Origin of the sequence: Arthrobacter sp. zg-Y20 (assembly GCF_030142075.1) — a bacterium.
GTDB lineage: Bacteria > Actinomycetota > Actinomycetes > Actinomycetales > Micrococcaceae > Arthrobacter_B.
The window spans coordinates 1,214,518-1,238,296 of the sequence record NZ_CP126241.1; the positions used below are offsets into that span (position 1 = coordinate 1,214,518).

General features: G+C 68.7%; 22 protein-coding genes and 1 riboswitch. Of the genes, 15 read left to right on the top strand and 7 right to left on the bottom strand.

What is annotated here, in order from left to right:
* Positions 1 to 56: 56 nt before the first annotated feature.
* The 4 genes from QNO06_RS05875 to QNO06_RS05890 all read left to right on the top strand — a co-directional run bounded on the left by QNO06_RS05875 (position 57) and on the right by QNO06_RS05890 (position 3,945).
* The gene (locus QNO06_RS05875; protein WP_227913906.1) at positions 57 to 959 is read left to right on the top strand and encodes an aminoglycoside phosphotransferase family protein; all 903 of its coding nucleotides are present in this window, start codon (positions 57 to 59) and stop codon (positions 957 to 959) included.
* Complete coding sequence (locus QNO06_RS05880; RefSeq protein WP_227913907.1) at positions 960 to 1,766, top strand: hypothetical protein; 807 nt, start codon at positions 960 to 962, stop codon at positions 1,764 to 1,766.
* On the top strand, positions 1,763 to 2,866 hold the full coding sequence (locus QNO06_RS05885) for an NAD(P)/FAD-dependent oxidoreductase (RefSeq protein ID WP_227913908.1): 1,104 nt from the start codon (positions 1,763 to 1,765) through the stop codon (positions 2,864 to 2,866). The genes QNO06_RS05880 and QNO06_RS05885 overlap by 4 nt, the downstream gene beginning before the upstream one ends.
* Positions 2,867 to 3,051: 185 nt before the next feature.
* Positions 3,052 to 3,945 (top strand): hypothetical protein, encoded by an 894-nt coding sequence (locus QNO06_RS05890; protein ID WP_227913909.1) that lies wholly within the window; start codon positions 3,052 to 3,054, stop codon positions 3,943 to 3,945.
* A gap of 255 nt (positions 3,946 to 4,200) precedes the next feature.
* On the opposite strand, the gene QNO06_RS05895 is transcribed toward QNO06_RS05890, so the two are convergent.
* Together QNO06_RS05895 and hutH are read right to left on the bottom strand one after the other, a co-directional pair.
* Entirely contained in the window at positions 4,201 to 4,491 is a 291-nt protein-coding gene (locus QNO06_RS05895; RefSeq protein WP_227913910.1) for an acylphosphatase, read from the bottom strand.
* A gap of 28 nt (positions 4,492 to 4,519) precedes the next feature.
* Positions 4,520 to 6,088 carry a histidine ammonia-lyase gene (hutH, locus tag QNO06_RS05900; protein WP_227913911.1) on the bottom strand — a complete coding sequence of 523 codons (1,569 nt, stop codon included), beginning with the start codon at positions 6,086 to 6,088 and terminating at the stop codon, positions 4,520 to 4,522.
* A gap of 181 nt (positions 6,089 to 6,269) precedes the next feature.
* On the opposite strand from hutH, the gene QNO06_RS05905 reads away from it, so the two are divergent.
* The 7 genes from QNO06_RS05905 (at position 6,270) to QNO06_RS05935 (ending at position 15,513) form a co-directional block, all read left to right on the top strand.
* The gene (locus QNO06_RS05905; protein ID WP_227913912.1) at positions 6,270 to 7,094 is read left to right on the top strand and encodes an IclR family transcriptional regulator; all 825 of its coding nucleotides are present in this window, start codon (positions 6,270 to 6,272) and stop codon (positions 7,092 to 7,094) included.
* Between the two features lie 153 nt (positions 7,095 to 7,247).
* Positions 7,248 to 8,933 carry a urocanate hydratase gene (hutU, locus tag QNO06_RS05910; RefSeq protein ID WP_227913913.1) on the top strand — a complete coding sequence of 562 codons (1,686 nt, stop codon included), beginning with the start codon at positions 7,248 to 7,250 and terminating at the stop codon, positions 8,931 to 8,933.
* 9 nt (positions 8,934 to 8,942) lie between these two features.
* Positions 8,943 to 10,169, top strand: coding sequence for an allantoate amidohydrolase (locus QNO06_RS05915; RefSeq protein ID WP_227913914.1), 1,227 nt, complete (start codon positions 8,943 to 8,945; stop codon positions 10,167 to 10,169).
* Positions 10,166 to 11,563: a formimidoylglutamate deiminase gene (locus QNO06_RS05920; RefSeq protein WP_227913915.1), complete on the top strand. Its 1,398-nt coding sequence runs from the start codon at positions 10,166 to 10,168 to the stop codon at positions 11,561 to 11,563. Before QNO06_RS05915 ends, QNO06_RS05920 begins: the two co-directional genes overlap by 4 nt.
* Entirely contained in the window at positions 11,560 to 12,813 is a 1,254-nt protein-coding gene (locus QNO06_RS05925) for an amidohydrolase family protein (protein ID WP_227913916.1), read from the top strand. The genes QNO06_RS05920 and QNO06_RS05925 overlap by 4 nt, the downstream gene beginning before the upstream one ends.
* Positions 12,814 to 12,856: 43 nt before the next feature.
* Complete coding sequence (locus QNO06_RS05930; protein ID WP_442860185.1) at positions 12,857 to 13,645, top strand: CPBP family intramembrane glutamic endopeptidase; 789 nt, start codon at positions 12,857 to 12,859, stop codon at positions 13,643 to 13,645.
* A gap of 2 nt (positions 13,646 to 13,647) precedes the next feature.
* On the top strand, positions 13,648 to 15,513 hold the full coding sequence (locus QNO06_RS05935) for a glycoside hydrolase family 2 protein (protein WP_227913918.1): 1,866 nt from the start codon (positions 13,648 to 13,650) through the stop codon (positions 15,511 to 15,513).
* A gap of 75 nt (positions 15,514 to 15,588) precedes the next feature.
* Here the strand turns inward: QNO06_RS05935 and QNO06_RS05940 are convergent, their stop codons facing one another.
* The 3 genes from QNO06_RS05940 to QNO06_RS05950 all read right to left on the bottom strand — a co-directional run bounded on the left by QNO06_RS05940 (position 15,589) and on the right by QNO06_RS05950 (position 18,375).
* Positions 15,589 to 16,419, bottom strand: a complete 831-nt coding sequence (locus QNO06_RS05940; protein WP_227913919.1) for an alpha/beta fold hydrolase — start codon at positions 16,417 to 16,419, stop codon at positions 15,589 to 15,591.
* Positions 16,420 to 16,564: 145 nt separating this feature from the next.
* Complete coding sequence (locus tag QNO06_RS05945; RefSeq protein WP_227913920.1) at positions 16,565 to 17,503, bottom strand: type IV toxin-antitoxin system AbiEi family antitoxin domain-containing protein; 939 nt, start codon at positions 17,501 to 17,503, stop codon at positions 16,565 to 16,567.
* 221 nt (positions 17,504 to 17,724) lie between these two features.
* The gene (locus QNO06_RS05950) at positions 17,725 to 18,375 is read right to left on the bottom strand and encodes a VOC family protein (RefSeq protein ID WP_227913921.1); all 651 of its coding nucleotides are present in this window, start codon (positions 18,373 to 18,375) and stop codon (positions 17,725 to 17,727) included.
* A 161-nt stretch (positions 18,376 to 18,536) separates the two neighbouring features.
* A riboswitch (SAM riboswitch) is annotated at positions 18,537 to 18,653 on the top strand.
* Positions 18,654 to 18,742: 89 nt separating this feature from the next.
* Here QNO06_RS05950 and QNO06_RS05955 point away from each other — a divergent pair.
* Together QNO06_RS05955 and metX are read left to right on the top strand one after the other, a co-directional pair.
* Positions 18,743 to 20,059 (top strand): bifunctional o-acetylhomoserine/o-acetylserine sulfhydrylase, encoded by a 1,317-nt coding sequence (locus QNO06_RS05955; protein WP_227913922.1) that lies wholly within the window; start codon positions 18,743 to 18,745, stop codon positions 20,057 to 20,059.
* A 7-nt stretch (positions 20,060 to 20,066) separates the two neighbouring features.
* A complete protein-coding gene (metX, locus tag QNO06_RS05960) occupies positions 20,067 to 21,191 on the top strand; it encodes a homoserine O-acetyltransferase MetX (RefSeq protein WP_442860186.1) in 1,125 nt (374 codons plus the stop codon).
* A gap of 13 nt (positions 21,192 to 21,204) precedes the next feature.
* Here the strand turns inward: metX and QNO06_RS05965 are convergent, their stop codons facing one another.
* A complete protein-coding gene (locus QNO06_RS05965; RefSeq protein ID WP_227913924.1) occupies positions 21,205 to 21,978 on the bottom strand; it encodes a VOC family protein in 774 nt (257 codons plus the stop codon).
* A 111-nt stretch (positions 21,979 to 22,089) separates the two neighbouring features.
* Here QNO06_RS05965 and QNO06_RS05970 point away from each other — a divergent pair, with 111 nt between their 5' ends.
* Positions 22,090 to 22,512: an SRPBCC family protein gene (locus QNO06_RS05970; RefSeq protein WP_227913925.1), complete on the top strand. Its 423-nt coding sequence runs from the start codon at positions 22,090 to 22,092 to the stop codon at positions 22,510 to 22,512.
* 30 nt (positions 22,513 to 22,542) lie between these two features.
* Positions 22,543 to 22,863, top strand: coding sequence for a hypothetical protein (locus QNO06_RS05975; RefSeq protein ID WP_227913926.1), 321 nt, complete (start codon positions 22,543 to 22,545; stop codon positions 22,861 to 22,863).
* Here the strand turns inward: QNO06_RS05975 and QNO06_RS05980 are convergent.
* Entirely contained in the window at positions 22,860 to 23,723 is an 864-nt protein-coding gene (locus tag QNO06_RS05980; protein WP_442860187.1) for an SGNH/GDSL hydrolase family protein, read from the bottom strand. The genes QNO06_RS05975 and QNO06_RS05980 overlap by 4 nt on opposite strands.
* Between the last annotated feature and the right edge of the window lie 56 nt (positions 23,724 to 23,779).

The following is a 23,779-nucleotide window of genomic DNA, read 5'->3' on the forward strand; positions in this document are numbered from 1 at the left end:
GCGGCGGCCGCGTCACCAACGTGACCGTCGACACAGCTGCCGGGTACTCTGGCGGCATGGCCAACCTTCCCGCTGCCGATATTGCAGCCGACCCCGCCCTGGTCCGGCAGCTGGTGCAGGAACAGCGTCCGGATCTCTCCGGTCTGGAACTCCGGCAGGAGGGCAGCGGCTGGGACAACCACATCTACCGGCTCGGCACCGACTACGCCATCCGGCTCCCGCGCCGACGGTCCGCAGTCGGACTGACCGCCAACGAACAGCGCTGGCTGCCGGAACTGACGGCGGACGTTCCGGTGCCGACGTCGGCCCCCGTCTTCTGCGGCACGGCGTGCGAGCTGTACCCGTGGCCGTGGAGCATCACCCGCTGGTTCGACGGACAGGACGTCTCCCTGCAGCCGCGGGACCGCAACGTTGCCCTGGCCACCGGGCTCGCCGGCTTCCTCAACGCGTTCCACCGGCCGGCGCCGGCGGACTACCCGCGCAATCCGTACCGCGGCGGCCCGCTTTCCAGCCGGTATGAGTCGGTGCTGCAGCGGCTGGACTCCGGTATGGTCCCGCATGCGGCCCGGGTCCGGGAGCTATGGGACGAGGCACAGCAGATCCCGGCCTGGCCAGGCCCGCCGCTGTGGTTGCACGGTGACCTGCATGCCGCGAATCTCGTCTCCAAAGACGAGGCGCTGCAGGCGGTCATTGATTTCGGGGACATGACCGCCGGGGATCCGGCCACCGACCTGGCCACCGCCTGGCTGGTGTTCGACGCCGATGGCCGGTCCGCGTTCCGCAACGCCCTGGGCCGGCAGTACGCAGCCGATCCTTACATCTGGGACCGCGCCCGGGGCTGGGCGATCTGCATTGCCACCATCCTGCTGGCCAATTCCGACGACGCCCCGGGCCTGAACCTGGTGGGCTCGGAAACCCTGATGGAAATCCTCACCGGCGACCGCGAAGAGACGGACTAGATGGCGACCTGGCGGAACGCAGTCCGCATTTCGATTGAGGGCGACGGCCATGTGCAGGAAGATATCTGCGGTTATGCCGGAGCGAGTGCCTGGGTGGTGGACGGTGCGACGCCGCTGCTGCCGCAGCTCGGACTGCCCGGACCGTCGGACCCCTCCTGGTATGCGCGCCGGCTGGATCTGCTGCTGACCGAAGCCGCCGCGGCTCCGGAGGCCGGGCACGGCGCCGGATCGGGGGAGCAGGTACTGGCCGATGCACTGGCCCGGATGGATACCCTGGCGCAGGAGGTGGCAGGGGAGGAGCGGGCCCGGTTCCCGTCCGCAGCCATCTGTCTGGCGCAGCTGACCGAGGACGGCGTGGAGATCGTGGCCTTGGCGGACTGCCATGCGGTGGTGGAACTCGAGGACGCCTCCCTGGTCCACGTCACCCACGAGCCCGCAGACCTGCGGGTGCTGCACTTTGACGATGCCGCAGGCGAACGGGAGCAGTTGATCCGGGACAGGGAGCTGCGCAACACTCCCGGACGGCTGTGGGTGGCCCGCCGGGAGCCGGAAGCGGCCCGGCATGCCCGCACAGTGCAGCTGCCCGCACCCCGGCGCGTTGTCCTGGCCTCCGACGGCGCGTGGCGGGCAGTGGACCTGGGCATAGTGGACGGTGCGGGCGGCTTCCTGCACGCCTGCCGCTCCGCCGTCGCCGCGCAGGAGATGCTGCTGGAGCTGCGCCGCCGGCAGCGTGAAACCGGCGAGAGCGCGGACGACGCAACCCTTATTACCGTGGAACGGATCGACGCAGCAGAAAGGCTCCCGTGACCGCAGCGGCAGAACACCTCACCTCCGACATCCTGGTTATTGGCGGCGGGATCGCCGGCCTCTCGTTGGCAGCAGAACTTGCTGCCGGCCACGGTGCGGCCGTGGTGCTGGCAGAGGCTGAACCCACGCTGGGCTACCACACGTCCTCCCGCTCGGCGCGGCAGCTGATCCCCAGCTACGGACCGCAGGTGGTCCAGGACCTGACCCTGCGTACGCTTGCGCTGATCCGGGCGGCCGAAGCCGGACTGCCGCAGCCCATCCTCACGCCCCGGAGCTTCCTGCTGGTGGGCGATGAAGAAGCCGTGCGGGACCGGGCCAGCTCGCACATGCATCCCGTGATGCCCGCCGAGGCACTGGCCCTGGCACCGGAATTGAAGCCCGGATCCTTCACGGCCGCAGGTCTGGACACCACCTCGGTGGCCTGCAATACAGATGCCCTGCTGGAGTACCACCGCGCCCGCCTGCTGGCAGCAGGCGGACAGGTGGTCACCGGCCGGCGGGTCGATGCCGCACGCCGGGCGGCCGACGGGGCCTGGATGGTTTCGGCCGAGGAGACGCGGTTCACCGCGCCTGTGGTGGTCAACTCAGCCGGAGCATGGGCCGACGGCGTCGCCGGTCTTTTCGGGGCCCGCCCCCAGGGGCTCACTCCCTACCGGAGGACGGCCGCCGTCGTCGACGTCGAACGGCCGCTGGAGCCGGGAGCGCCCATGGTGGCCGACGCCGCAGACCGCTTCTACTACCGGCCCGAAGGCACCCGGGTGCTGATCTCGCCGTCGGAAAGCGAGCCCAGCGTTCCGGAGGACGCCCGGCACCGTCCGGAGGACGTGCAGGCCCTGATCGACTTGGTGAACAGCGTCACCACCATGGGTATCTCGGCCGTGTTCCGGGCCTGGACCGGGCTGCGGACGGAAGCGGCCGACGGCGTGCCCGTAGTCGGCTGGGATGCTGCGGTTCCGGGGTTGTTCTGGCTGGCCGGCCAGGGCGGTTACGGCTTCCAAACATCGTCCGCTATTGCCGAATTGGCAGCCGGAATCATCAGCGGTGCGGCCGGGGAAAACAGTGCCTCCCGGGCCCTCAGCCCCGCCCGGCACAAAGTGTGACGAAGATCTCACTGCTTGGCACGTAACGAATCAGCCAAGGGCCGCCCGTATGGTCTTTAGGCGGCCGATCGATGCCTAGAGTTGTAGTACCAAGCTTCTCCGGCCGAAACTCCGGAACATCTCCAAAATCAGTGCCCGAAAGGTCAGTCTCAGTGCCAGAATTCTTGCCGCCAAAAGTCGTTGGTGTGCAGCAGCGTCCGCTCTACATCCGGGTCCGTTCCATCCTGACAATTCTTAGTACGCTGTGGCTGATTGCGGCCGTCATCGGGCTGGGGTTCTTTTCCGGCGGCACCACCTCCCTGGCCTTCTCACTGATCCTGCTCTACACCACCGGCGGTGCCCTGCTCGTAGTGGTCTCGGCAATCTACCGGTTCGTCACCCGGGCGGCACGCCAGCGCGTTGAAACCGTTCCCGAAGACAACGCCGCAGCCGTTTTCGTTGACACCACCCGGTCTGCCACCGAGGAAATCATGGCCGCGCTGCGGCCTGCAGCTCCTGCCGGCCGCCCCGCCGTGCGCATGCCGCAGAATGTAGACGCCCTGGACGTGGCCGCAGCCCTCGCGGCACGAACCGCTGCCCTGACCGCAGCCGCCGTGGCAGAGAAGTCCGCTGTCGCCGCCGCTGCCATGGTTGCGCCGGCCAAGACCGCAACCAAATCGGCGGTCAACAAGTCCGCTACCAAAAAGAAGTCCGGCCCGAAGCAGCCCGCCCAGCCGCAGAAAGCCCAGGCAGGCAAGTCCCGCCCCGCCGCTTCGCGCGCTGCCGGAAGCCCGGCAAACACTGCACCGAAGAAGACCACCGGAGGCAAGAAGTCCGGTTCGGCCGGCAAAGGTGCTGGATCCGGTGCCGCTGCAGGAAACGCCAAAGCGTCCGCTGCGCCTTCTCCGGTAAAAGGAGGGGCAACCGGCTCCGCAGGAACCGCCGCTGGGAAGGCGCCGCTGATGAACGTTCCGGGAATCCGTACCGCCCAGCAGGATGTATTGCCGCGCCTTTCCGGCGCCCCGGCCTGCGGGCTCACGGCAGCCCCGGACCGTGCCGCTACAGTGGCCCGGCTCCGCGAATTGGTTTCGGCGGCCTAAGCGCGCAGCACAGTCCCGGACCCCTTCGGATACTCAGGTAGTTGTCAGGTTCTCTTCAGCACCTACCCAGACGGGCCGCTTATCGTAATTAGTACCTCATAAGGGTGCGAGTGATGAATGGACCGAGTAGTGACCGGTCCGGACGCCGGCAGACTAGGGTTGTTTCCCCCAACCAACCCCAAGTCTGCCGGCGTTTTCCTTTTAACTTCTGGTTCCCCGGGGCTTACCTATGGGGGCAGGCCCGGTGCCGGGAACCTATTGTGCCCGGAACTCCCGGAATTCCGCGGTGGCCTCGGAAAACCGTTCTTCCACCCCGGTTACCGCCCCGGGCGCCTCGGGACCCTGAAGGAATGCCCGCAGTCCGTCCAGGGCCGGGCCGCTGCCCTCGGCAATCACCAGTACCGAGCCGTCCCGGTTATTGGACACCACTCCCGTGAGGCCAAGCCGCGTGGCCTGCTGCATGGTCCGGTAGCGGAATCCCACTCCCTGCACCTCACCGGTGACGACGGCGGTAAGCCGGCGGGTCTGTTCCTGTTCCTGATTCATCCGCCCAGCGTAGTCCCGGCGGAGCAGCTCACAGCAGGCCGGCTCCGATCCGTTCCTCCGCAGCGGCCAGCAAAGAGCCGTCGTCGACCAGGACCCGCACCGCTTCAATCTCGGGTGCCAGGTAACGGTCCGGGCCCGGCCCCGGAACCACGGCACGGATGGCAGAGCGCACGGCCGTAACGGCAGGAGCCGAACGAGGGGCGGCCAGACCGCCGTCGCGCATGTCCAGGGCCCGGGCCGAGGTCAGCAGTTCGATGGCCAGCACCCGGGTCAGTCCGTCCAGGGAGCGGCGCAGCTTCAGGCCGGCCGCCCAGCCCATGGACACGTGGTCCTCCTGCATGGCGGAGGAAGGAATAGAGTCAACCGAAGCGGGCACGGCCAGGCGCTTGAGTTCGGACACGATGCCGGCCTGCGTGTACTGGGCGATCATGTGGCCGGAATCCACTCCCGGATCATGGGCCAGGAAGGCGTTGAGGCCATGGCTGCGGGACCGGTCCAGGAAACGGTCGGTGCGCCGCTCGCTCATGGACGCCACGTCCGCAACGGCGATGGCCAGGAAATCCAGCACATAGGCTACCGGGGCGCCGTGGAAGTTGCCGTTCGATTCCAGCCGTCCGTCCACGGTCACCACGGGGTTGTCGATGGCCGAGGCACGCTCCGCGCCAGCCACCGATTCGGCGTGGCCCAGGGTGGACCGGGCCGCGCCGTGCACCTGCGGGGCGCAGCGCAGCGAGTAGGCATCCTGCACCCGGGTGAAGCCGCCGGTCTTCTGTTCTTCGATCAGGGCCGACCCGGCCAGGACCGCCCGGATGTTCGCGGCGGACTCGCCCTGTCCGGACTGGGGCCGCAGCGCCTGGAGGTCCGCAGCGAACACGGCATCGCTGCCCAGCAACCCCTCAACGCTCATTGCCGCCGCCAGGTCCGCGATGGCCAGCAGCCGGTGCAGGTCCGCAATAGCCAGCGTCAGCATCCCCAGCATGCCGTCGGTGCCGTTGATCAGCGCCAGGCCTTCCTTTTCCTGCAGCAGGACCGGTTCCAGGCCGGCCTCGGCCAAACCCGCGGCTGCGGGAACCAGGCGGCCGTCCCGGGTGCGGACCTCGCCCTCGCCCATCAGCGCCAGGGCGCAGTGGGACAGGGGCGCCAGGTCGCCGGAGCATCCCAGTGAGCCGTACTCACCCACCACGGGGGTGATCCCGGCATTCAGGAGACCGGCATAGGCGAGCGCCACCTCCGGGCGGACGCCGGTGCGGCCGGTGGCCAAGGTGGAGAGGCGGTTGAGCATCAAGGCCCGGATGACCTCGCGGTCCACTTCCGCACCGGACGACGCCGCATGGCTGCGGATCAGGGAGCGCTGCAGCTGGGTGCGCTGCTCCGGCGGGATCTGCTTGACCGCCAGGGCGCCAAAACCGGTGGATACCCCGTAATGCGGTTTCTCGTCTGCGGCGAGGCTTTCAATCACACCGCGTGAGGATGCCATCGCGGCCAGGGCCTCGGGGGAGAGGGCAACCTCTGCGCCCCCGCGGGCCACGGCCACGATGTCTCCGCCGCTCAGCGGACCGGCCCCCAGTTCAACGGCCGCCCGGGAAATGATGTCCATGTATCTCCGTCCTCGCGGAGAAAACTCTCCGTCATCCACAGTGCCGGGGCATTCCTGTCCCGGCACCTCTGTTCCAGCATGCCTGTACCGGCACCTCTATCCCAGCACCAGTTCGGTGCCGAGCCTACCTCCGGGCAGGATTGTGTTTCTGGGATACCAGACGCTGCCCTAGACTCGGCGCATGTCCGCCAGCTATTCGCGCGTCCAGGTTCCCGCTGCGGCCCAGGTCCTGGCCATCCTCCGTTATCTGGGTACCCAGGCCGGGCCGGTGAGTGCCGCCGCCGTCGCCCGGGACCTGTCCCTGCCGCGGTCCACCACGTACCACCTGCTCGCCGCCCTGGCCGCGGACGGTTTCGCCGTCCACCTGCCCGAGGAACGCAAGTACGCCCTGGGTGCCACCGCCCACGAGTTGGGGACCGGCTATGCCAGGCAGGCACCGCTGCAGCGTATCGGACGGTTTCCGCTGCGGAAACTGGCCGCGCAGTGCCGCGCTACAGCGCATCTGGCGGTGCTGCAGGGCACCGATGTGATCTATGTGGTCGAAGAACGGGCGCCCCGGCAGCCACCGCTCGTGACCGACGCCGGTGTGCGGCTTCCGGCCCACCGCACCGCCAGCGGCAGGGCGCTGCTGGGGCAGATGACCGGTGCCCAGCTCAGGGCGCTGTATCCGGATCCTGCGGCGGTGCGTTCCTCCCGCGCCGGTGGAACGGGCCTGCCCGGCCTGCTGGCACAGATGCGGGAGCGCGGTTATGCCTGGGAAGAGAACGAGGTTACGGAGGGATTCTCCTCCCTTGCCGTGCCGGTGCTGGACCGGGCCGGACACGCCGTTGCCAGCGTTACCGTGACCGCAGACAACCGGGACCACGCTCCGGCTGGCCGGACGGACGGGGAAACGGCGGAGGGAACCGGTGGCAGCCTGGCCGTTCTGGCCGAACGCCACCTGCCGGGCCTAACCCGCTGCGCTGCCGAAATTTCCCGGCGGCTGGGCGGCACCGCCAGGGCCTAGCTGCCGGGACCTAGCTGCCGGGACCTAGCTGCCGGAACGTAGCTCCCGGGACCGGCTGGGACGGGTCGAGGGCCAGCCTGGACGGGTCTGGGATCCCAGACATTGCCGCCGGAGCAGCGCCCGGTCCGGGCCCCCTCGGTTACGGTCGGGGCTATGGCAACCACCTCCGATCCGGCCCGGCTGATCCGGGCACCGCGCGGCACCGCACTGACGGCCAAGAGCTGGCAGACCGAGGCGCCCCTGCGCATGCTGATGAACAACCTGGACCCCGAAGTGGCCGAACGGCCTGCAGACCTGGTGGTCTACGGCGGTACCGGCCGGGCAGCGCGCAGCTGGGAAGCCTATGACGCGATCATCCGCACCCTGGCCACGCTGGCGGATGACGAGACCATGCTGGTCCAGTCCGGCAAACCCGTAGGCGTGTTCCGCACCCACGAGTGGGCACCGCGGGTCCTGATCGCCAACTCCAACCTGGTGGGGGACTGGGCCACCTGGCCAGAGTTCCGCCGGCTGGAGGCTGAGGGGCTGATGATGTACGGGCAGATGACTGCCGGATCCTGGATCTACATCGGCACCCAGGGCATCCTGCAGGGCACCTACGAGACCTTCGGCGCCGTCGCCCGCAAACTGTTCAAGGATGAAAACGCCACCCTGGCCGGCACCCTGACCCTGACCGGCGGCTGCGGCGGCATGGGCGGTGCCCAGCCGCTGGCAGTGACCCTGAACGGGGGAGCGGTGCTGATTGTCGACGTCGACGAAACCCGCCTCCGCCGCCGGGCCGGCAAGCGGTACCTGCAGGAGGTGGAGACGGACCTGGACACCGCCGTCGCCAAGGTGATGGCAGCCAAGGCGGAGAAGCGGGCGCTGTCCGTGGGGCTGGTGGGAAACGCCGCGGAAGTCTTCGAAGAACTGCTGCGCCGGCAGCAGGCCGGGGAGATCAGCGTGGACATCGTCACGGACCAGACCTCCGCACACGATCCGCTGAGCTACCTGCCGGCCGGAATGCCAGTGGAACACTGGGCCGCGGAGGCTGCTGCGGACCCCGAGGGCTTCACCAAGAAGGCCCGCGAATCCATGGCCCGCCATGTTGCTGCCATGGTCGGTTTCCAAGACGCCGGTGCCGAGGTGTTCGACTACGGCAACTCCATCCGCGACGAGGCACGCCAGGGCGGTTATGCCCGTGCGTTTGAGTTTCCGGGCTTCGTTCCCGCCTACATCCGCCCGCTCTTCTGCGAGGGGATGGGACCGTTCCGCTGGGTGGCGCTCTCCGGTGATCCGCAGGACATTGCGGTCACGGACGCGGCCATGAAGGAGCTCTTCCCGGAGAACACCCGCCTGCACCGCTGGCTCGACGCCGCCGCGGAGCACGTCGAGTTCGAAGGGCTGCCCGCCCGCATCTGCTGGCTGGGCTACGGGGACCGGGCCAAGGCCGGATTGCTGTTCAACTCCCTGGTCGCCGAAGGCAAGGTCAGCGCCCCGATCGTCATTGGCCGCGACCACCTGGATTCCGGTTCGGTTGCGTCCCCATACCGGGAGACCGAGGCCATGGCGGACGGGTCAGACGCCGTCGCGGACTGGCCCCTGCTCAACGCCCTGCTCAACACGGCCTCCGGGGCCACCTGGGTGTCACTGCACCACGGCGGCGGCGTGGGCATCGGCCGGTCCATCCACGCCGGCCAGGTGGGCGTGGCCGACGGCACCGAGTTGGCCGCCCGGAAGCTGGAAACGCTGCTGACCAATGATCCGGGTACCGGGGTGATCCGCCACGCCGACGCCGGGTACGACCAGGCGAACCGGGTTGCCGCGGAGCGCGGTATCCGGATCCCCATGAACGAATAGGCCGGGCCGATGAGGGATAGGTACACGGACAAGATCATCCCCAGCGTCATTTCCCTGCTTGGATCCATCCAGGACGTTGGGCGGGACCCCCGCCGTGGCGGCTACTCGCGCCCCGTGTTTTCCACCGCGGAGCTGGACCTGCGCGGGTGGTTTGCCGTGGAGGCGGAACGGCGCGGCCTGCCGGTGGAAACCGACCGCAACGGGATCCTCTGGGCCTGGTGGGGGCAACCGCAGGAAGGCGCCCTGGTTACCGGCAGCCACCTGGATTCCGTGCCCGGTGGCGGAGCCTTCGACGGACCACTGGGAGTGGCCTCGGCGCTCGCCGCCGTCGACATCCTGCGCAGCCGCGGCGTCGAGCCCCGCCGGTCCCTGGCCATTGCCGTGTTCCCGGAAGAGGAAGGGTCCCGCTTCGGTGTGGCCTGCCTGGGTTCGCGCCTGCTCACCGGCGCGATCGACCCCGACAAGGCACGGAACCTGCGCGACGCAGACGGCACCACATTCGCCGAAGCAGCCCGCGCCAACGGGCTGGACCCGGAGCTGCTGGGCAGGGACGGGCAGGCCCTTGCCCGCATCGGGGACTTTGTGGAACTGCACGTGGAGCAGGGCAGGGGGCTGGGCGACGGCGGTCCGGGAGTCGCCGTCGGCGGGTCCGTCCTGGGCCACGGCCGCTGGCGGATGAGCATAACCGGGCAGGGCAACCACGCCGGAACCACTGCGATGGCGGACCGCGCAGATCCCATGGTGGCCGCCGCGCAGATCATCCTCGCGGTGCAGCAGGCCGCGTCCGGCGTGGAAGGCGCCCGGGCCACGGTGGGACGGATCGAACCCGTGCCCGGCGGCACCAACGTCATCGCCTCCCGGGTGGATCTGTGGCTGGACGCCCGGCACCCGCAGGACGCCGCCGCGCTGGACCTGGTGGATACCATCCACGGCAAGGCGCAGAAGATCGCCGCGTTCGAGGGCTGCACCGTTTCCCTGTCCCGGGAATCCTGGACCGGGACCACGGACTTCGACGCCGAACTGCGGCGCAGCCTGGAGCTGTCGCTGCCGGGGGCGCCCGTGCTGCCCACCGGCGCCGGGCACGACGCCGGGATCCTTGCCGGGCACGTGCCCGCCGGCATGCTGTTTGTCCGCAATCCCACCGGGATCAGCCACTCGCCGGAGGAGTACGTGGAGGAGGCCGACGCCGACGCCGGAGCGGCGGCCCTGGCGGATGTGCTGCAGGACCTGCTGTGAGTGCGCCGGACCGGCAGGCGTCCTTCTGGTGCGAGCAGGGCTGGATCAACGGGGGCGTTGTTGGCGGTGTCCGGCTGGAGGTCGATGCCTTGGGAACAGTGACACGTTCCGAAACCGGCGTCCCGGCCCGCGCGGGTGACTGCCGGCTGGCCGGAGTGACGTTCCCGGCGGCGTCGAATGCCCACTCCCATGCCTTCCACCGGATCCTGCGCGGCCGCACGCACGACGCCGGCACGGGCAGCTTCTGGACCTGGCGCGAGCAGATGTACGAGGCCGCCGCCACACTGACCCCGGACCTGTACGGGCAGCTTGCTACGGCGGTGTTCACGGAAATGGTGGTCACCGGCTGGACCTCGGTGGCCGAGTTCCACTATGTCCACCACCGGCCGGACGGCAGCCCCTACGGGCAGGCGCATGCCATGGAGCGTGCCCTGGCACGGGCAGCCGTCGCCGCAGGCATCCGGCTGACGCTTCTGGATACCTGTTATCTGGCCGGCGGGTTCGGCGCGCCGCTCACCCGGGGCCAGCTGCGGTTCGGTGACCGCGACGGCGCCGCCTGGCTGCAGCGGCTGGCCTCCCTCCGGGAAGCGTTCGCGGAAGAATTCGATCCCGCACAGGTCAGCGTTGCCGCTGCGCTGCACTCCGTGCGCGGTGTTCCGGAGGAGGAACTGGAACTGATCTCCCGGAACCTTCCCGCGGACCTGCCGCTGCACATCCACCTCTCCGAACAGCCAGCCGAGAACGAAGCCTGTGTAGAAGCCACCGGACTCACCCCGGCACTGCTGCTGGCCAAGCACGGACTGGTGACCCGGCGGCTATCGGCGGTTCATGCCACCCATCTGGGTGCCGAAGACATCACGGTCCTCGGCAATGCCGGCGCAACTGTGGTTCTGTGTCCCACTACGGAGGCGGACCTGGCTGACGGGATCGGCCCCGCGGCACAGCTGCGCGATGCGGGTGCCCGGATCGCGCTGGGCACCGACCAGCACGCCGTCGTGGATCCCTGGCTGGAGATGCGGGCGCTGGAACACGGGGAACGCCTCCGCTCCGGGAAACGCGGCCGCTTTGCCCCGGCGGATTTGCACACTGCCGCTTCCCGTGCCGGAGCAGAAGCGCAGGGACGGCCGGCGCCCGGGCTGGCCGTCGGACAAACCTGTGATCTGATGTCAGTGGATCCAGGAACCATCCGTACCGCCGGTTCGGAGGCGGGCCAGCTGGCACTTACCGCTACGGCCGCGGATGTGCACACCGTCGTCGTCGGCGGCCGCATCCTGGCCCGGAACGGGCTGCACACCCGCCTGGGCGACCCGGCCGTTCTGCTGTCAGCCGCCGTCGCCGCCGTGGACTCGTCCCGGCACCGCACGCCACCCGCCGCAACCACGAAAGACTCATGAGCGCATCCACCCAGCCCACGGCAGCAACACTGATCACCAACATCGGCGAGCTCTCCACCCAGGACCAGTCCCGAGGAGCGGACGGTTCCGTGCTGCGGGATGCCGCCGTGGTGTTTGAGGGAGACCGGATCAGCTGGATCGGTGCGGCCTCGGCGGCGCCGGCCGCTGATGTGGTGGTCGACGCCGGCGGACGGGCGGGGTTGCCGGGATGGGTGGACTCCCACACGCACCTGGTTTTTGCAGGGGACCGCGGCGCGGAGTTCGAGGCGCGCATTGCGGGAGAGGCCTACGCCGCCGGCGGCATCGCCGTCACCACCGGCGCCACCCGGGACGCCTCGGATTACGAGCTGACCAGGCTGCTGCTGGCACGCGTTGCCGAGGCCGCAGCCGGCGGCACTACATATTTGGAAACCAAGACCGGCTACGGGCTGGGTGTGGAGGAAGAGCGGCGGCACGCCCGGATTGCGTCCACGGTTGCGAACCAGGTGACCTACCTGGGCGCGCATCTGGTTCCGGCCGGCGCTGATGCAGAGGAATACACGGACCTGGTCTGCACCGGCATGCTTGAAGCCGTGCTGCCGTATGTGCAGTGGGCCGACGTCTTTTGCGAGGTGGGCGCCTTTACCGAGGACCAGTCCCGCCGGGTGCTGCAGGCCTGCCGCGACGCCGGCCTGGGGCTGCGGGTGCACGGCAACCAGCTGGGCCACGGTGCCGGGGTGCGCCTGGCCGTCGAGTTCGGGGCGGCAAGCGTGGATCACGTGAATTACCTGACGGACGAGGACATCGATGCCCTTGCCGGGACGTGGGCACAATGGAACGGCGTTGGGCTTGGTGCTCCCGGTGTCCCCGGAACGGTGGCCACCTGCCTGCCCGCGTGCGACCTGTCCACCCGTGCACCACTGGCTCCGGCACGGCAGCTGCTGGATGCCGGCGTGCAGGTGGCACTCGCCTCCAACTGCAATCCGGGCACTTCCTACACCAGCTCGATGAACTTCTGCGTGGCCACGGCCGTGCTGCAAATGGGCCTCACCGTTCAGGAAGCGCTCCGGGCCGCCACCTTCGGCGGAGCCCTGGCCCTTCGGATGCACACCGGGAAAGACCGGGACGGGCAGCGGGCGGTGGGGTCGCTCGCCGTCGGGCACCGTGCGGACTTGCAGCTGCTGAACGCGCCCTCCGCAGCTCACCTGGCCTACCGGCCCGGCATGCCGCTCACGGGAGCGGTGTGGCGGGCCGGGCAGCAGGTGCGCTGAGCCACGGGGCGGAGCATGCACTCCGTCCGGCAGAATGGACACCATGCGTGCTGCCTCCCCTTCCGCCCCGGCCGGTTCACTGGATCCCCGGGCCCGGCGGATGCTGGTCTTCGAAATCCTGATTGTGCTCGGACTGTCCCTGGGCAGGTCCGGGGTTTACGCCGTCGTCGAGCTGATCGAAAAGGCGACTGAAGCGCCCCTGGGCGGGCAGACCACCACCTTGAATCCGGTGCTGGACGAGCAGCCCTGGTTCGACCTGGTGTACCAGCTGCTGGGGATCTTCTTCTCCCTGGTTCCGGTGGCGCTGGTGCTCTTCCTGCTGACCGAACCCGGTAAGTCGGCTTTCCGCCGGATCGGGTTCACCTTCGAGAAGCCGCTGCGCGATTTCCTGCTGGGGGTGGGGCTGGCGGCAGTGATCTGCGTCGGAACCCTGGGCGTGTATGCGGCCGGCCGGGCGCTGGGGATCACCACCGCGCTGGTTCCCGCTGCGCTGGACACTTACTGGTGGACGCTGCCGGTGCTCATCCTCTCCGCCGTGCGGCACGCGGTGCTCGAAGAGGTGGTTGTGGTGGGCTACCTGTTCACCCGGCTGCGGCAGCTGGGCTGGGGTGCCCCGGCGATCATCCTCACCAGCGCCCTGATCCGCGGCAGCTACCACCTGTACCAGGGCATCGGCCCCGGGATAGGCAATTTCCTGATGGGCCTGCTCTTCGGTGCGGTCTACGTCAAAACCCGGCGCGTGATGCCGCTGGTCATTGCCCACGCACTGGTGGACATCACGGGCTTTGTCGGGTTTGCGCTGTTCGGCCCGGCCATCGGCATCGGAAACTGAGAATGGCATCTGGAGATGGAGACACTGTGGCACTGCTGACCGCCTGGGGATCGGCCCTGGACCCGGACGCGGTGCTCCAGGAATACCCGCGCCCGCAGCTGGTCCGGGACAGCTACCTCAACCTCAACGGGTACTGGCAGTACGCCGTAACCCCCGCCGCGGCGCAGCAGCCGCCGGACACATGGGAGGGGCAGATCCTGGTGCCCTTTTCTCCGGAGGCCCCGTTGTCCGGCGTCGGCCGCCAGTTGCAGCCCGACCAGGCGCTTTGGTACCGCCGGACGGTCCGGCTGCCCGAGGGGTTCGCCGGCGAGCGGGTGCTGCTGCACTTCGGTGCCGTGGACCAGAGCTGCACGGTGACGGTTAACGGGATACCGGTGGGCGGCCACGTGGGCGGCTACCTGCCGTTCACGCTGGACGTCACCGATGCCCTGGTCCCGGAAGGGGAGTCCGGGCAGTCCGGGCAGGAAATTGTGGTCCGGGTCCGGGATGTCAGCGACACCGGTCACCACAGCCGCGGCAAGCAAAAGCTGGACCGCGGCGGGATCTGGTACACCGCCCAGTCCGGCATCTGGCAAACCGTGTGGCTGGAATCGGTGCCGCGGATCAGCGTTGGGCGGCTGGCGCTGGTCCCCGACCTCGAGTCTGTGGACATCAAGGTGCTGCTCGACGGCGGTGCCGGGCCGTGTGCAGGGGAAGGCGGATCGGTGGACGTTTCGGAAGGCCGAGGCCCGGACCTGACCGCCCTCGTTACCCTCTCCGCCGGCGGACGCACCGTGGCCGAGGCCGCCGTCGTACCCGGTGTGCCCTCGCGTATCCGAGTGCCGGACCCGCACCTGTGGACCCCCGATGACCCGTTCCTGTACGACGTTGAGGTGCGGCTGCTCGACGGCGGCCGCGAAGTGGACCGGGTGCAAAGCTACACCGGGCTGCGGACCGTCGGCATGGGACCCGACGCGAAGGGGCGGCAGAGGCTGCTGCTCAACGACCGTCCGTACTTCCATGCCGGGCTGCTGGACCAGGGCTACTGGCCGGACGGGCTCTACACGGCGCCGTCGGACGCGGCGCTCGCCTCAGACATCCGCCGCGCCAAGGACCTGGGCTTCACCATGCTGCGCAAGCACATCAAGATTGAGCCGCTGCGCTGGTATTACCACTGCGACCGGCTGGGGATCCTGGTCTGGCAGGACCTGGTCAACGGCGGCAGCACCTACCGGAACTCGGTGATCAGGCCGCCGGCGGCCGGGGCGCCGCACCGCAGCGACGACGCGTACCTGGTCTTCGGACGGGACGACGAGCAGGGGCGCCAAGAGTTTCTGGCCGAACTGCGCGGCACCGTGGAACTGCTGCAGAACGCGGTATCCCTGGCCGTCTGGGTTCCGTTCAACGAGGGCTGGGGCCAGTTTGACGCCAATGCCGCCGCTCACCTGCTGCGCCGGCTGGACCCCACCCGCACCATCGACCACGCCAGCGGCTGGCATGACCAGGGCGGGGGAGACCTGAAGAGCGTGCACGTCTACGTGGTGCCGTTCCGGCTGCGGAAGGGCTGGCTGCGGGGCGGCCGCGCCGTCGTACTGTCCGAATACGGCGGCTACAGCCTGCGCATCCCGGGCCACACGTTCAACGCCAAGGAGCACGGTTACCGGAGCTTCCGGAGCCGCGCGGCTCTGAAACGGGCGTACCGGCGGCTGATGCTGCGGCAGATCGAACCCGCGGTGGCCCGCGGCCTGGCGGCCACGGTCTACACCCAGCTGACCGACGTCGAGGACGAGGACAACGGCCTGCTCACCTATGACCGGGCCGTGCTGAAGATCGATGCCGGCACGGTGCGGGAGCTCAACGCCCGGCTGATCCGCGCTGCGTGTTCCTAGTTAGAGAAATCGACCGGTTTGGGAAATCCCTGCCACGGCGCAGCGGAGGGATTTCCCAAACCGGCAGGAGAATCCCTAACCGGCAGCGGGAATCCGCAGCCAGCCCTCCATGATCCGGACGAAGGCTTCAGGTTGCTCGATCCAGGGGTAGTGTCCGCAGTCGGGCAGGAATGCGAGCTCGGCGCCGAGGGCATTGGCATACGCGCGGACGGGTCCGACGCCGGAGAGGATGTCCTCTTGGCCGCCCACCACCAAGGTGGGCGGCTGCGGCGAGGCAAGGATCCGGGCGGCGGCGTCGCCGGGGATCCGGTTGAACCAGGCCGATGCTGCGGCGAGGGTCATCGTCCCGACGCAGGAGTGCTGCCGCTCCGGTGCTGCCCAGCGGGCATATCCGGCGGGGGCCTCCACCTTCAGGGCATGCTGGAACTCATCCTCCGTGCCGGGCTGCACCCCGGACATCGAGGTGAGGGCTGCGTCGACCAGCGGCTCGGACCGGCGGGCGGCAAGATCAGGGCCGTCGTGCACCGCGCCGGTTAGCCAGGCTGCGGCTGGAGTGACCAGGGCCATTGAGCGGACGCGTCCGGGGAACTGCGCAGCGGCCGCCAGGGCCAGGCGCGTCCCTGCAGAGTGGGCGAGGATATCGAAGCCGGGCAGGCCCAGCGCATCGGCAACCGCGATGGCGTCCGCCGCGTCATTCCACCAACCGCGGGACAGTCCACCGGTCGCGGGGGTTCCCCGGGGATGGAGAACGGCAAGCGGACGCACGGCAGCCAGCCCGGCCAGGCCCACAAGGTAGGCCGGGTCGCGGCACGGTCCGCCCGGAAGCACCAGAACAGGCGGCTGGTCACCGGCGCCTTCGAGTTGCACGCATATCTGCACACCATCCGGTGCCGTGATTCTTTCCATTCGGACCAACTTACCGGTGCGGTATCTCCCTCCTGCGCCGGAGTCGCTCCGGTTTGGGAAAATTCAACCGGTTTGGGAAATCCCTGCCACAGCGCAGCGGAGGGATTTCCCAAACCGGCAGGGATTTCCCAAACCGGCAGGGAAATCAGTGCCTGCGGCGGGATTGGGGCAACCCGGCCCGGGCCAGTCGCCATGCCATGGACTCCGGGTGCTGCGGAGGTCTGCCCACGTCACGCCAGGACCAGCGGATAACGGCGGCGCCCGTTTCCCGAATAGCGTCTTCCCGGCGCTTTTCCCGCATCAGGGTGTCCCAGGACGGCGCGAGAGCTGAGCCGGCGGCCCCGTATTTCACCGCGCCGTCGAACTCGCCTACGAGACCGTGTTCTTTCCAATAGAAGTCGGTCCGGAAACGTCCTGCTGAAGTGTGGAATTCGTGCTGGAGTTCCGGAACGGGAAAACCCTGCCGGTGCAGTACTGCGCGCGAGTATGATTCCCCTGCCGACTCGGAGCGTGCGTCGGCAAAATCAATGACCCGCTGTGCTTTTGCCTGCTTTCCAGCGGCGGGCAGCGCCCGGGCCAATCCCCGCAGCTCATCCTTCGTGAGGGCAAACCGCGCAGGATCCGGACGCAGTACCCGGTCCATGGCCGGAACAGCCTGCTCAAAGGGGAGGTAGGCGGCCATGTCTATTACGGTCTGTGCCCTCGAAGTCAGGGGCACACCGTCCAGGGTGGTGACCGGCTCCAACAGTGCACGTTCGGCCCAGCGGAGTTCGCCACGGTTATGCCCATGCCTGGGCGGTACGGACAGCAGCAGAACTCCGCGTGAATTGCCAATCACGGGCAGCCCCCACATAACGGCGGCGGATTCCTGAATCAGAATCCGTTGCCCGTCACCCTGTTCCGCGGCTGCCCGGACGCGTAACCGTTGCTGTTCCCAAGGGGAGAGATTCCGCCATTGGTCTGCCTGCGCATAGACGCCGGGACGGAGCCGGACGAGTTGGCCTGCACGGCAGCGCAGGGCCAGGGATCGCCGGTCCGTTCCGAAAGCTTCGGCGTCGGCTGTGAAAATGAGCTCCGGGTCCATGCACCGAGGCTGCGTGGGCATAGGCAGGCCTGCGAGGCTAGACCCCGCTGTTGTGGAAAAACCGCAGGGCTGTGCTCCCGTGCAGGAGTGCTCGGGCCGAAGCCCCGCACTTTGTGGCAACGCCCGCACTTTGTGGCAATCCCCGCACTGCGCGGCGCGGGAATCCGGACGCGGCGCGGGAATCCGGACGCGGCGCGGGAATCCGGACGCGGCACCCGAACCTAGATCTCGACGGGACCCTTGCTGGTGTCGAAGGTTACCGACATAACGCCCGGTGTGCCGGCCGGAGCGATCCAGGTGACTCCCAGGCCGTCCAGCGGCTCCTCGACACGGGTGCCCAGCCAGTCACTGACCCGGGCGGCGGAACCGGCAATGGTCAGCGAGCTCAGCTTCACGGAGCCGGGCATGCCGGGAATGGCGTTGGACGGGTGCAGTGCCTCGGTCCCGTCATCCCAGCGCAGCAGGTAGGGCACCTGCGGATCGGCAATCAGGCCGTTGATGCCGATCTGCTGCCAGGTCAGCTCCTGGCCGTCCGGAAACTTCCGGTTGCCCGGCACGGAGGAACGGCCCAGCCGCTCTTCGAAGGGCGAGAGGTCATCCACCGCAACACACCAGCCCATCCAGCCGCCGCCGGATTCGGAGCGCTGGCGCACGGCCTGGCCGAAGGGGGCCTTGTCCGATGCCGGGTGGTTGAGCACCTCCACAACCTCGACGTACTGGTTGTTGGCCAGGGGGAGGATCATATTGCGGGTACCGAATCGGGGGTGGACGCCACCCTTAACGAAGTCGGCGCCGAGGGCAGCAGCAATCCTCTCGGTGGTGGCCAAAAGACCGTCAGATTCACAGGCGTAAGAAACATGATCCAAGCGCATGCGGCTCATTGTGGCACGTTGTGACCACCGTCTCGACTTAGGACCTCCTTACCGCCAATTTCAGTGCCGGCGGAAGCGAAACGGCGGATCGGGGCGCCACCGGGTTTCACGCAAAGTCATGAAGGTTGCGCTGGGCCCGGCTATCGGTTTTCATAGGTGCAGGTCATGAGTGCCAGCAGATAGCCCCGGCTTGCTGGCCGGCAACCCTCCAACCGCGGTGGGGTGCCCCGGGTGAAGACCTGGCCGTACGCCAAGAGGGCGTCCGGCAAGCGCGGGCCCCGCAGCCCTACCGGAATTCCGGTGTGCACGTTCGTGTACCCAAAACCGGAACGACGGCGTTGTGCGGCCCCTGGTATGAGGGAGCATCATGAGTGCAGATTGGTCTTTTGAAACCCGCCAGATCCACGTAGGCCAGGAGCCCGACGCCGTCACCGGCGCGCGTGCCCTGCCGATCTATCAGACGTCGTCCTTTGTGTTTCCCAGCGCTGAGGCCGCCGCGAACCGGTTCGCGCTGGCCGAACTGGAACCCATCTATACCCGGATCGGCAACCCGACCCAGGAAGCGGTGGAAAACCGGATCGCTTCCCTGGAGGGCGGCGTCGGCGCGCTGCTGCTGGCCTCGGGGCAGGCAGCGGAAACCTTTGCGCTGCTCAACGTAGCCCATGCCGGTGACCACATCGTGGCCAGTCCCAGCCTGTACGGCGGCACCTACAACCTGCTTCGGCACACGTTGAAGAAGTTCGGGATCGACACCACGTTTGTGCAGGACCCGGATGACCTTCAGCAGTGGCGGGCAGCGGTGCAGCCCAACACCAAGGCGTTCTTCGGCGAGGTGGTCTCCAACCCGCGGCAGGACGTGCTGGACCTGGAGGGCATCAGCGCCGTCGCGCACGACGCCGGCGTTCCCCTGATTGTGGACAACACCCTCTCCACGCCGTACCTGATCCGGCCGATTGAGTGGGGTGCGGACATTGTGGTGCATTCGGCCACCAAGTACCTCGGCGGGCACGGGACTTCCATTGCCGGGGTGATCGTGGATTCGGGCAACTTCGACTTCGCCGCCGACCCGGAGAAGTTCCCCGGCTTCAACACCCCCGATGAGAGCTACAACGGCCTGGTCTATGCCCGGGACCTGGGCGTGAACGGTGCGCTGGGCGCCAACCTGGCCTATATCCTCAAGGCCCGGGTGCAGCTGCTGCGCGACCTCGGTTCGGCGGTGTCCCCGTTCAACGCGTTCCTCATTGCGCAGGGACTGGAAACCCTGAGCCTGCGGGTGGAGCGGCACGTAGCCAACGCCGTCGCCGTTGCCAACTGGCTCGAGGGGCACGACGACGTCGTCTCGGTGGCGTACGCGGGTCTGGAATCCAGTCCCTGGTTTGAGCGCGGACGCAAGTATGGTCCGCGCGGCACCGGCGCGATTGTGTCCTTTGAGATCGACGGCGGGGTGGACGCCGGGAAGCGGTTTGTCGACGGACTGGAACTGCATTCCCACGTGGCCAACGTGGGGGACGTGCGCTCGCTGGTCATCCACCCGGCGTCGACCACCCACAGCCAGCTCGGTGCCGAGGCGCAGCTGGCGGCAGGGGTCAGCCCGGGGCTGGTGCGGCTGTCCGTGGGCATTGAACACATCGATGACATCCTGGCGGACCTCGATGCCGGCTTCCGGGCCGCCAAGGGAGCCTGAGCCTTCCGTGGCGATCCGGCACCCCGCTCTGCAGCACCCCGTCACCGACCGGGACGGGGTGCTGCAGTTCGCCTCCATTGGCGGACTCGACCTGGAAACGGGCGGTTACCTGCCCGACGTCGTCCTCGGTTACGAAACGTGGGGACGGCTCGACGCCGACGCCGGCAACGCAGTGTTTATTGCCCATGCGCTGACCGGCAGCACCCACGTGGCTCGGGGCGATACGGATGAACCGGGCTGGTGGGATGACCTGGTGGGGCCGGGCAAAACCGTGGACACCAACCGGTTCTATGTGGTGGCGGCGAACATGCTGGGCGGTTGCTACGGTTCCACCGGTCCCTCGTCCCCGGATCCGCAGGGACTGCCCTGGGGATCCCGGTTCCCGTTTGTCACCGTCCGCGACTCGGTGCGCGCCGAGGCACGGCTGGCCGACCTGCTCGGGATCCGGGCCTGGCACACCGTGCTGGGCGGTTCGCTCGGGGGAGCACGGGCCTTGGAATGGGCGGTTACCGAACCCGGGCGGGTGAAACGCTGCGCCGTCATTGCGGCGACGGCGGCCAGCACCGCGGAGCAGATCGCTTTTGCCCAGGCGCAGCTGGCCGCGATCCGGCTGGACCCGGCGTTCAACGGCGGGGACTACTACAACGGTGCCCCGCCGCTGGCCGGGCTCGGGCTGGCGCGGCGGATAGCCCACATCACCTACCGGTCCGAGCCGGAGCTGGAGTACCGGTTCGGGCGCAGTCCGCAGGGAACCGAGGACCCGTTCGGTGCCGCGTTCCCTGCACAGAGGGGCCGCTACGCGGTGGAAAGCTACCTGGACCACCAGGCGGAAAAACTCGTGGACCGCTTTGACGCCAACACCTATCTGGTGCTCACCGAAGCTCTCGCGGGGCACGACGTCGCGCGCGGACGAGGATCCCTGCGCGAGGCACTGCGGGGGACCGGTGCCGAGTTCTTCATCGCGGCGGTCGAGTCGGACCGGCTGTACTTTCCACAGCAGTCAGCCGACCTGGCCGCGGCCCTGCCCCGGGGTACCTCCGTGCACCTGATCCGGGCACCGATAGGGCATGACGGTTTCCTGACCAACGCGCAGGAGATTGCCGGCCCGCTCCGGGCGGCGTTTTTCGCCTGAGCCGCGGGGCGGGCTAGTCTGCCTCGGCCTCCATCAGCCAGAAGGCTGCACCGGTGGGATCAGCCAGCTGGACCATCCGGCCGTAAGGGGAGTCTTCGGGCGGGGTGAGCACCGCCCCGCCCAGTTCCTCGGCCAGGTCGGCAGCGGCGTCGACGTCGGTGTGCCCGAAGTAGAGCTCCCAGTGCGAGGGGATCCCGTCGGGCAGGTCCGCGGCGCCGTCCATCACGCCGGCTACTGGCCGGCCGTTGCTCTGGACGGTGGTGTACCGGAAGTCGGCGGTATCGGAGAGGACTTCGGTCTCCCACCCGAAGACGTCCCGGTAGAACCGCAGGGCGGCCGGATAGTCGCTGGTCAGCAGCTCGTACCAGACCGGTGCCCCCGCCTCGTCGATCCGGGCGAATCCGGAATGGTCCGCCGGCTGCCAGATGCCGATGGTTCCTCCGGACGGGTCACCGAGCAGGGCCATTGATCCCTTGGTCCCCACCTGCTGCGGATCCAGCATCACCTGCCCGCCGGCCTCGGCAGCCGCATCCGCTGAACCGGCGGCATCCCCGAAAGCCAGGTACACCGTCCAGGTATCCGGGTAGGCGGTTTCGGGGGAGTTGGGCATCAGTCCGGCCACCGCCGAGCCCCGATGGAGGAAGTCGGCATACCCGCCCGGTTCGGACACAGCAGCCTCCCACCCCAGCAACCCGGCGTAAAACTCCCTGGCCCGCTGCGGGTCGGAGCTGGCCAGGTCCGCCCAGCACGGGGCGCCGGCGGGAAACGGGGCGGACACTTCGGGCATGGCAGTCCTGCTCTCGGGTGGGGGCCGGGAGTCCCAGCTATATCAACTGGGCCCGCCGGGCAACAGGGCGGTGCCCTTGCCAGCAGGGCCTATCCGTGCGAAAACAATGCCATGACTGACCGGATCCATCTGCAGGGGCGGGCCCAGTGCTCGCCGCAGGCCCTTTGGCATGCACTCGTTGACAACCGGGCGGCGTGGTGGCCGGACATGGATTTCTCGCCGCATCCCGGCTCTCCGCTGCAGGAGCGCTGGATGGAGGACGGGGTGGAGCATACGGCCAGCGGCACGGTCCTGGCCGTGGCCCCGGGCCACCTTTTTTCCTTCCGCTGGACAGCTCCGGACTGGGAGGCGCACACAGTGGTCAGCTTTGAACTCACGCCGGCGGACGACGACGGCGGGGAGGGCAGTGCGACAGACGTCGCCGTCACCGAGAGCGGGTTCGCCGCCCTGAAATCTGGGCCGGCGTTATCCGAGGCGCACCGTGAGGGCTGGGCCTTCCATCTGGCGAACCTGATCGAGCAGGCAGAGAAGTGAGCAGGCGCGGCGCGGGTTAGTCTTGCCGCCATGAGCAATGCAGCAGATGTGTCCGGCCGCCGCAGCCCGGCAGCCAGGATCCTCAAGGCCTCAATGGTCCCGCTGGCGGCAGCGGCGCTGGTGGTTGCCGGCGTCGTCCTGGCCGCCACCGCACCGGTGGAGTCCTTCGGCTGGTTTGCCTACGGGCCGCTGGAGGAAAGCACCGGGCCGGGGAAGCTGCTGATGCTCACCGGACGAATGCAGTTGGGGTATCTGCTTGTGGCGGCGGGACTGCTCGCCGCTGCCTTCTGGGGCGGGTTCCGGCTGGGCCGGCGCGGGCGCACCGGCCAGCCGGCCGCGCAGGGCCGCTAGTCGGCTTCGCCGGCGCCCTGCGGCATCGGTGCCCCGAACATGGGGCCGGCCTCGGGCCGCTTGGCGGAAATACCGTCGCCGGAGGACTGGTGGCGCACCCGGCGGACCACCCAGGGCAGGAGGAATTCCCGGGCCCAGACCAGGTCCTCGGACCGGGCGGCACGCCATTTCTTGGCCTGCAGGGGTTTGGTTTCCAGCGGTTCCAGGGTGTGCGGGACATTGAGGGTGTCCAGCACCATGGCCGCAATGGTGTGATGGCCCAGCGGAGAGAAATGCAGCCGGTCCGGAGCCCACATCCGCGGATCGTTCAGTTCGCGCAGCGCCCACATGTCCGCAACGACGGCGCCGTGCCGCTTGGCCACGGTCCGCAGGTTCTCGTTGTAGATGGCGGCACGGCCCCGGACGCTGCTCAGCACCGGAGTGTTCCCGAGGTCCGGGCCGGTAAAGAGGACCACTCCGGCACCGGCGGCGCGCAGCTGGGCCACGGCTCCGTCCATGCGTTCGGCCAGCCGGTCCGGATCGCCGCCGGGACGGATGACGTCGTTTCCGCCGGCGCAGATGGTCACCAGGTCCGGCTTCAGTGCCAGGGCCGGTTCCAGCTGCTCGTCGACAATCTGGTTGAGCAGCCGTCCGCGGATAGCCAGGTTCGCGTAAGCGAAGTCGGGCTGGCCTGACGCGAGTTCCTCGGCCACGCGGTCCGCCCACCCGCGGTTGCCGCCCGGACTGTTCGGGTCGGGATCGCCAATGCCTTCGGTGAAGGAATCGCCCATGGCAACCATCCGGGACCAGAGGTGAGCCGGCGGCTGCTGTCGTCCGGACTCGGGGGCGGGAGCGGCTTGGGACAGGTAATTTGTACTCACCGGTCAATTCTTGCAAACGGCCCGCAGGCTACGCGACCGTAGGTTGTAAATAAGGG

Bases quoted from the DNA above. Each gene is read 5' to 3' on its own strand.
- QNO06_RS05875 (WP_227913906.1), top strand. From the start codon at position 57: ATGGCCAACCTTCCCGCTGCCGATATTGCAGCCGACCCCGCCCTGGTC.
- QNO06_RS05880 (WP_227913907.1), top strand. From the start codon at position 960: ATGGCGACCTGGCGGAACGCAGTCCGCATTTCGATTGAGGGCGACGGC.
- QNO06_RS05895 (WP_227913910.1), bottom strand. From the start codon at position 4,491: ATGAATCAGGAACAGGAACAGACCCGCCGGCTTACCGCCGTCGTCACC.
- hutH (WP_227913911.1), bottom strand. From the start codon at position 6,088: ATGGACATCATTTCCCGGGCGGCCGTTGAACTGGGGGCCGGTCCGCTG.
- QNO06_RS05905 (WP_227913912.1), top strand. From the start codon at position 6,270: ATGTCCGCCAGCTATTCGCGCGTCCAGGTTCCCGCTGCGGCCCAGGTC.
- hutU (WP_227913913.1), top strand. From the start codon at position 7,248: ATGGCAACCACCTCCGATCCGGCCCGGCTGATCCGGGCACCGCGCGGC.
- QNO06_RS05915 (WP_227913914.1), top strand. From the start codon at position 8,943: ATGAGGGATAGGTACACGGACAAGATCATCCCCAGCGTCATTTCCCTG.
- QNO06_RS05925 (WP_227913916.1), top strand. From the start codon at position 11,560: ATGAGCGCATCCACCCAGCCCACGGCAGCAACACTGATCACCAACATC.
- QNO06_RS05930 (WP_442860185.1), top strand. From the start codon at position 12,857: ATGCGTGCTGCCTCCCCTTCCGCCCCGGCCGGTTCACTGGATCCCCGG.
- QNO06_RS05935 (WP_227913918.1), top strand. From the start codon at position 13,648: ATGGCATCTGGAGATGGAGACACTGTGGCACTGCTGACCGCCTGGGGA.
- QNO06_RS05940 (WP_227913919.1), bottom strand. From the start codon at position 16,419: ATGGAAAGAATCACGGCACCGGATGGTGTGCAGATATGCGTGCAACTC.
- QNO06_RS05945 (WP_227913920.1), bottom strand. From the start codon at position 17,503: ATGGACCCGGAGCTCATTTTCACAGCCGACGCCGAAGCTTTCGGAACG.
- QNO06_RS05950 (WP_227913921.1), bottom strand. From the start codon at position 18,375: ATGCGCTTGGATCATGTTTCTTACGCCTGTGAATCTGACGGTCTTTTG.
- QNO06_RS05955 (WP_227913922.1), top strand. From the start codon at position 18,743: ATGAGTGCAGATTGGTCTTTTGAAACCCGCCAGATCCACGTAGGCCAG.
- QNO06_RS05965 (WP_227913924.1), bottom strand. From the start codon at position 21,978: ATGCCCGAAGTGTCCGCCCCGTTTCCCGCCGGCGCCCCGTGCTGGGCG.
- QNO06_RS05970 (WP_227913925.1), top strand. From the start codon at position 22,090: ATGACTGACCGGATCCATCTGCAGGGGCGGGCCCAGTGCTCGCCGCAG.
- QNO06_RS05975 (WP_227913926.1), top strand. From the start codon at position 22,543: ATGAGCAATGCAGCAGATGTGTCCGGCCGCCGCAGCCCGGCAGCCAGG.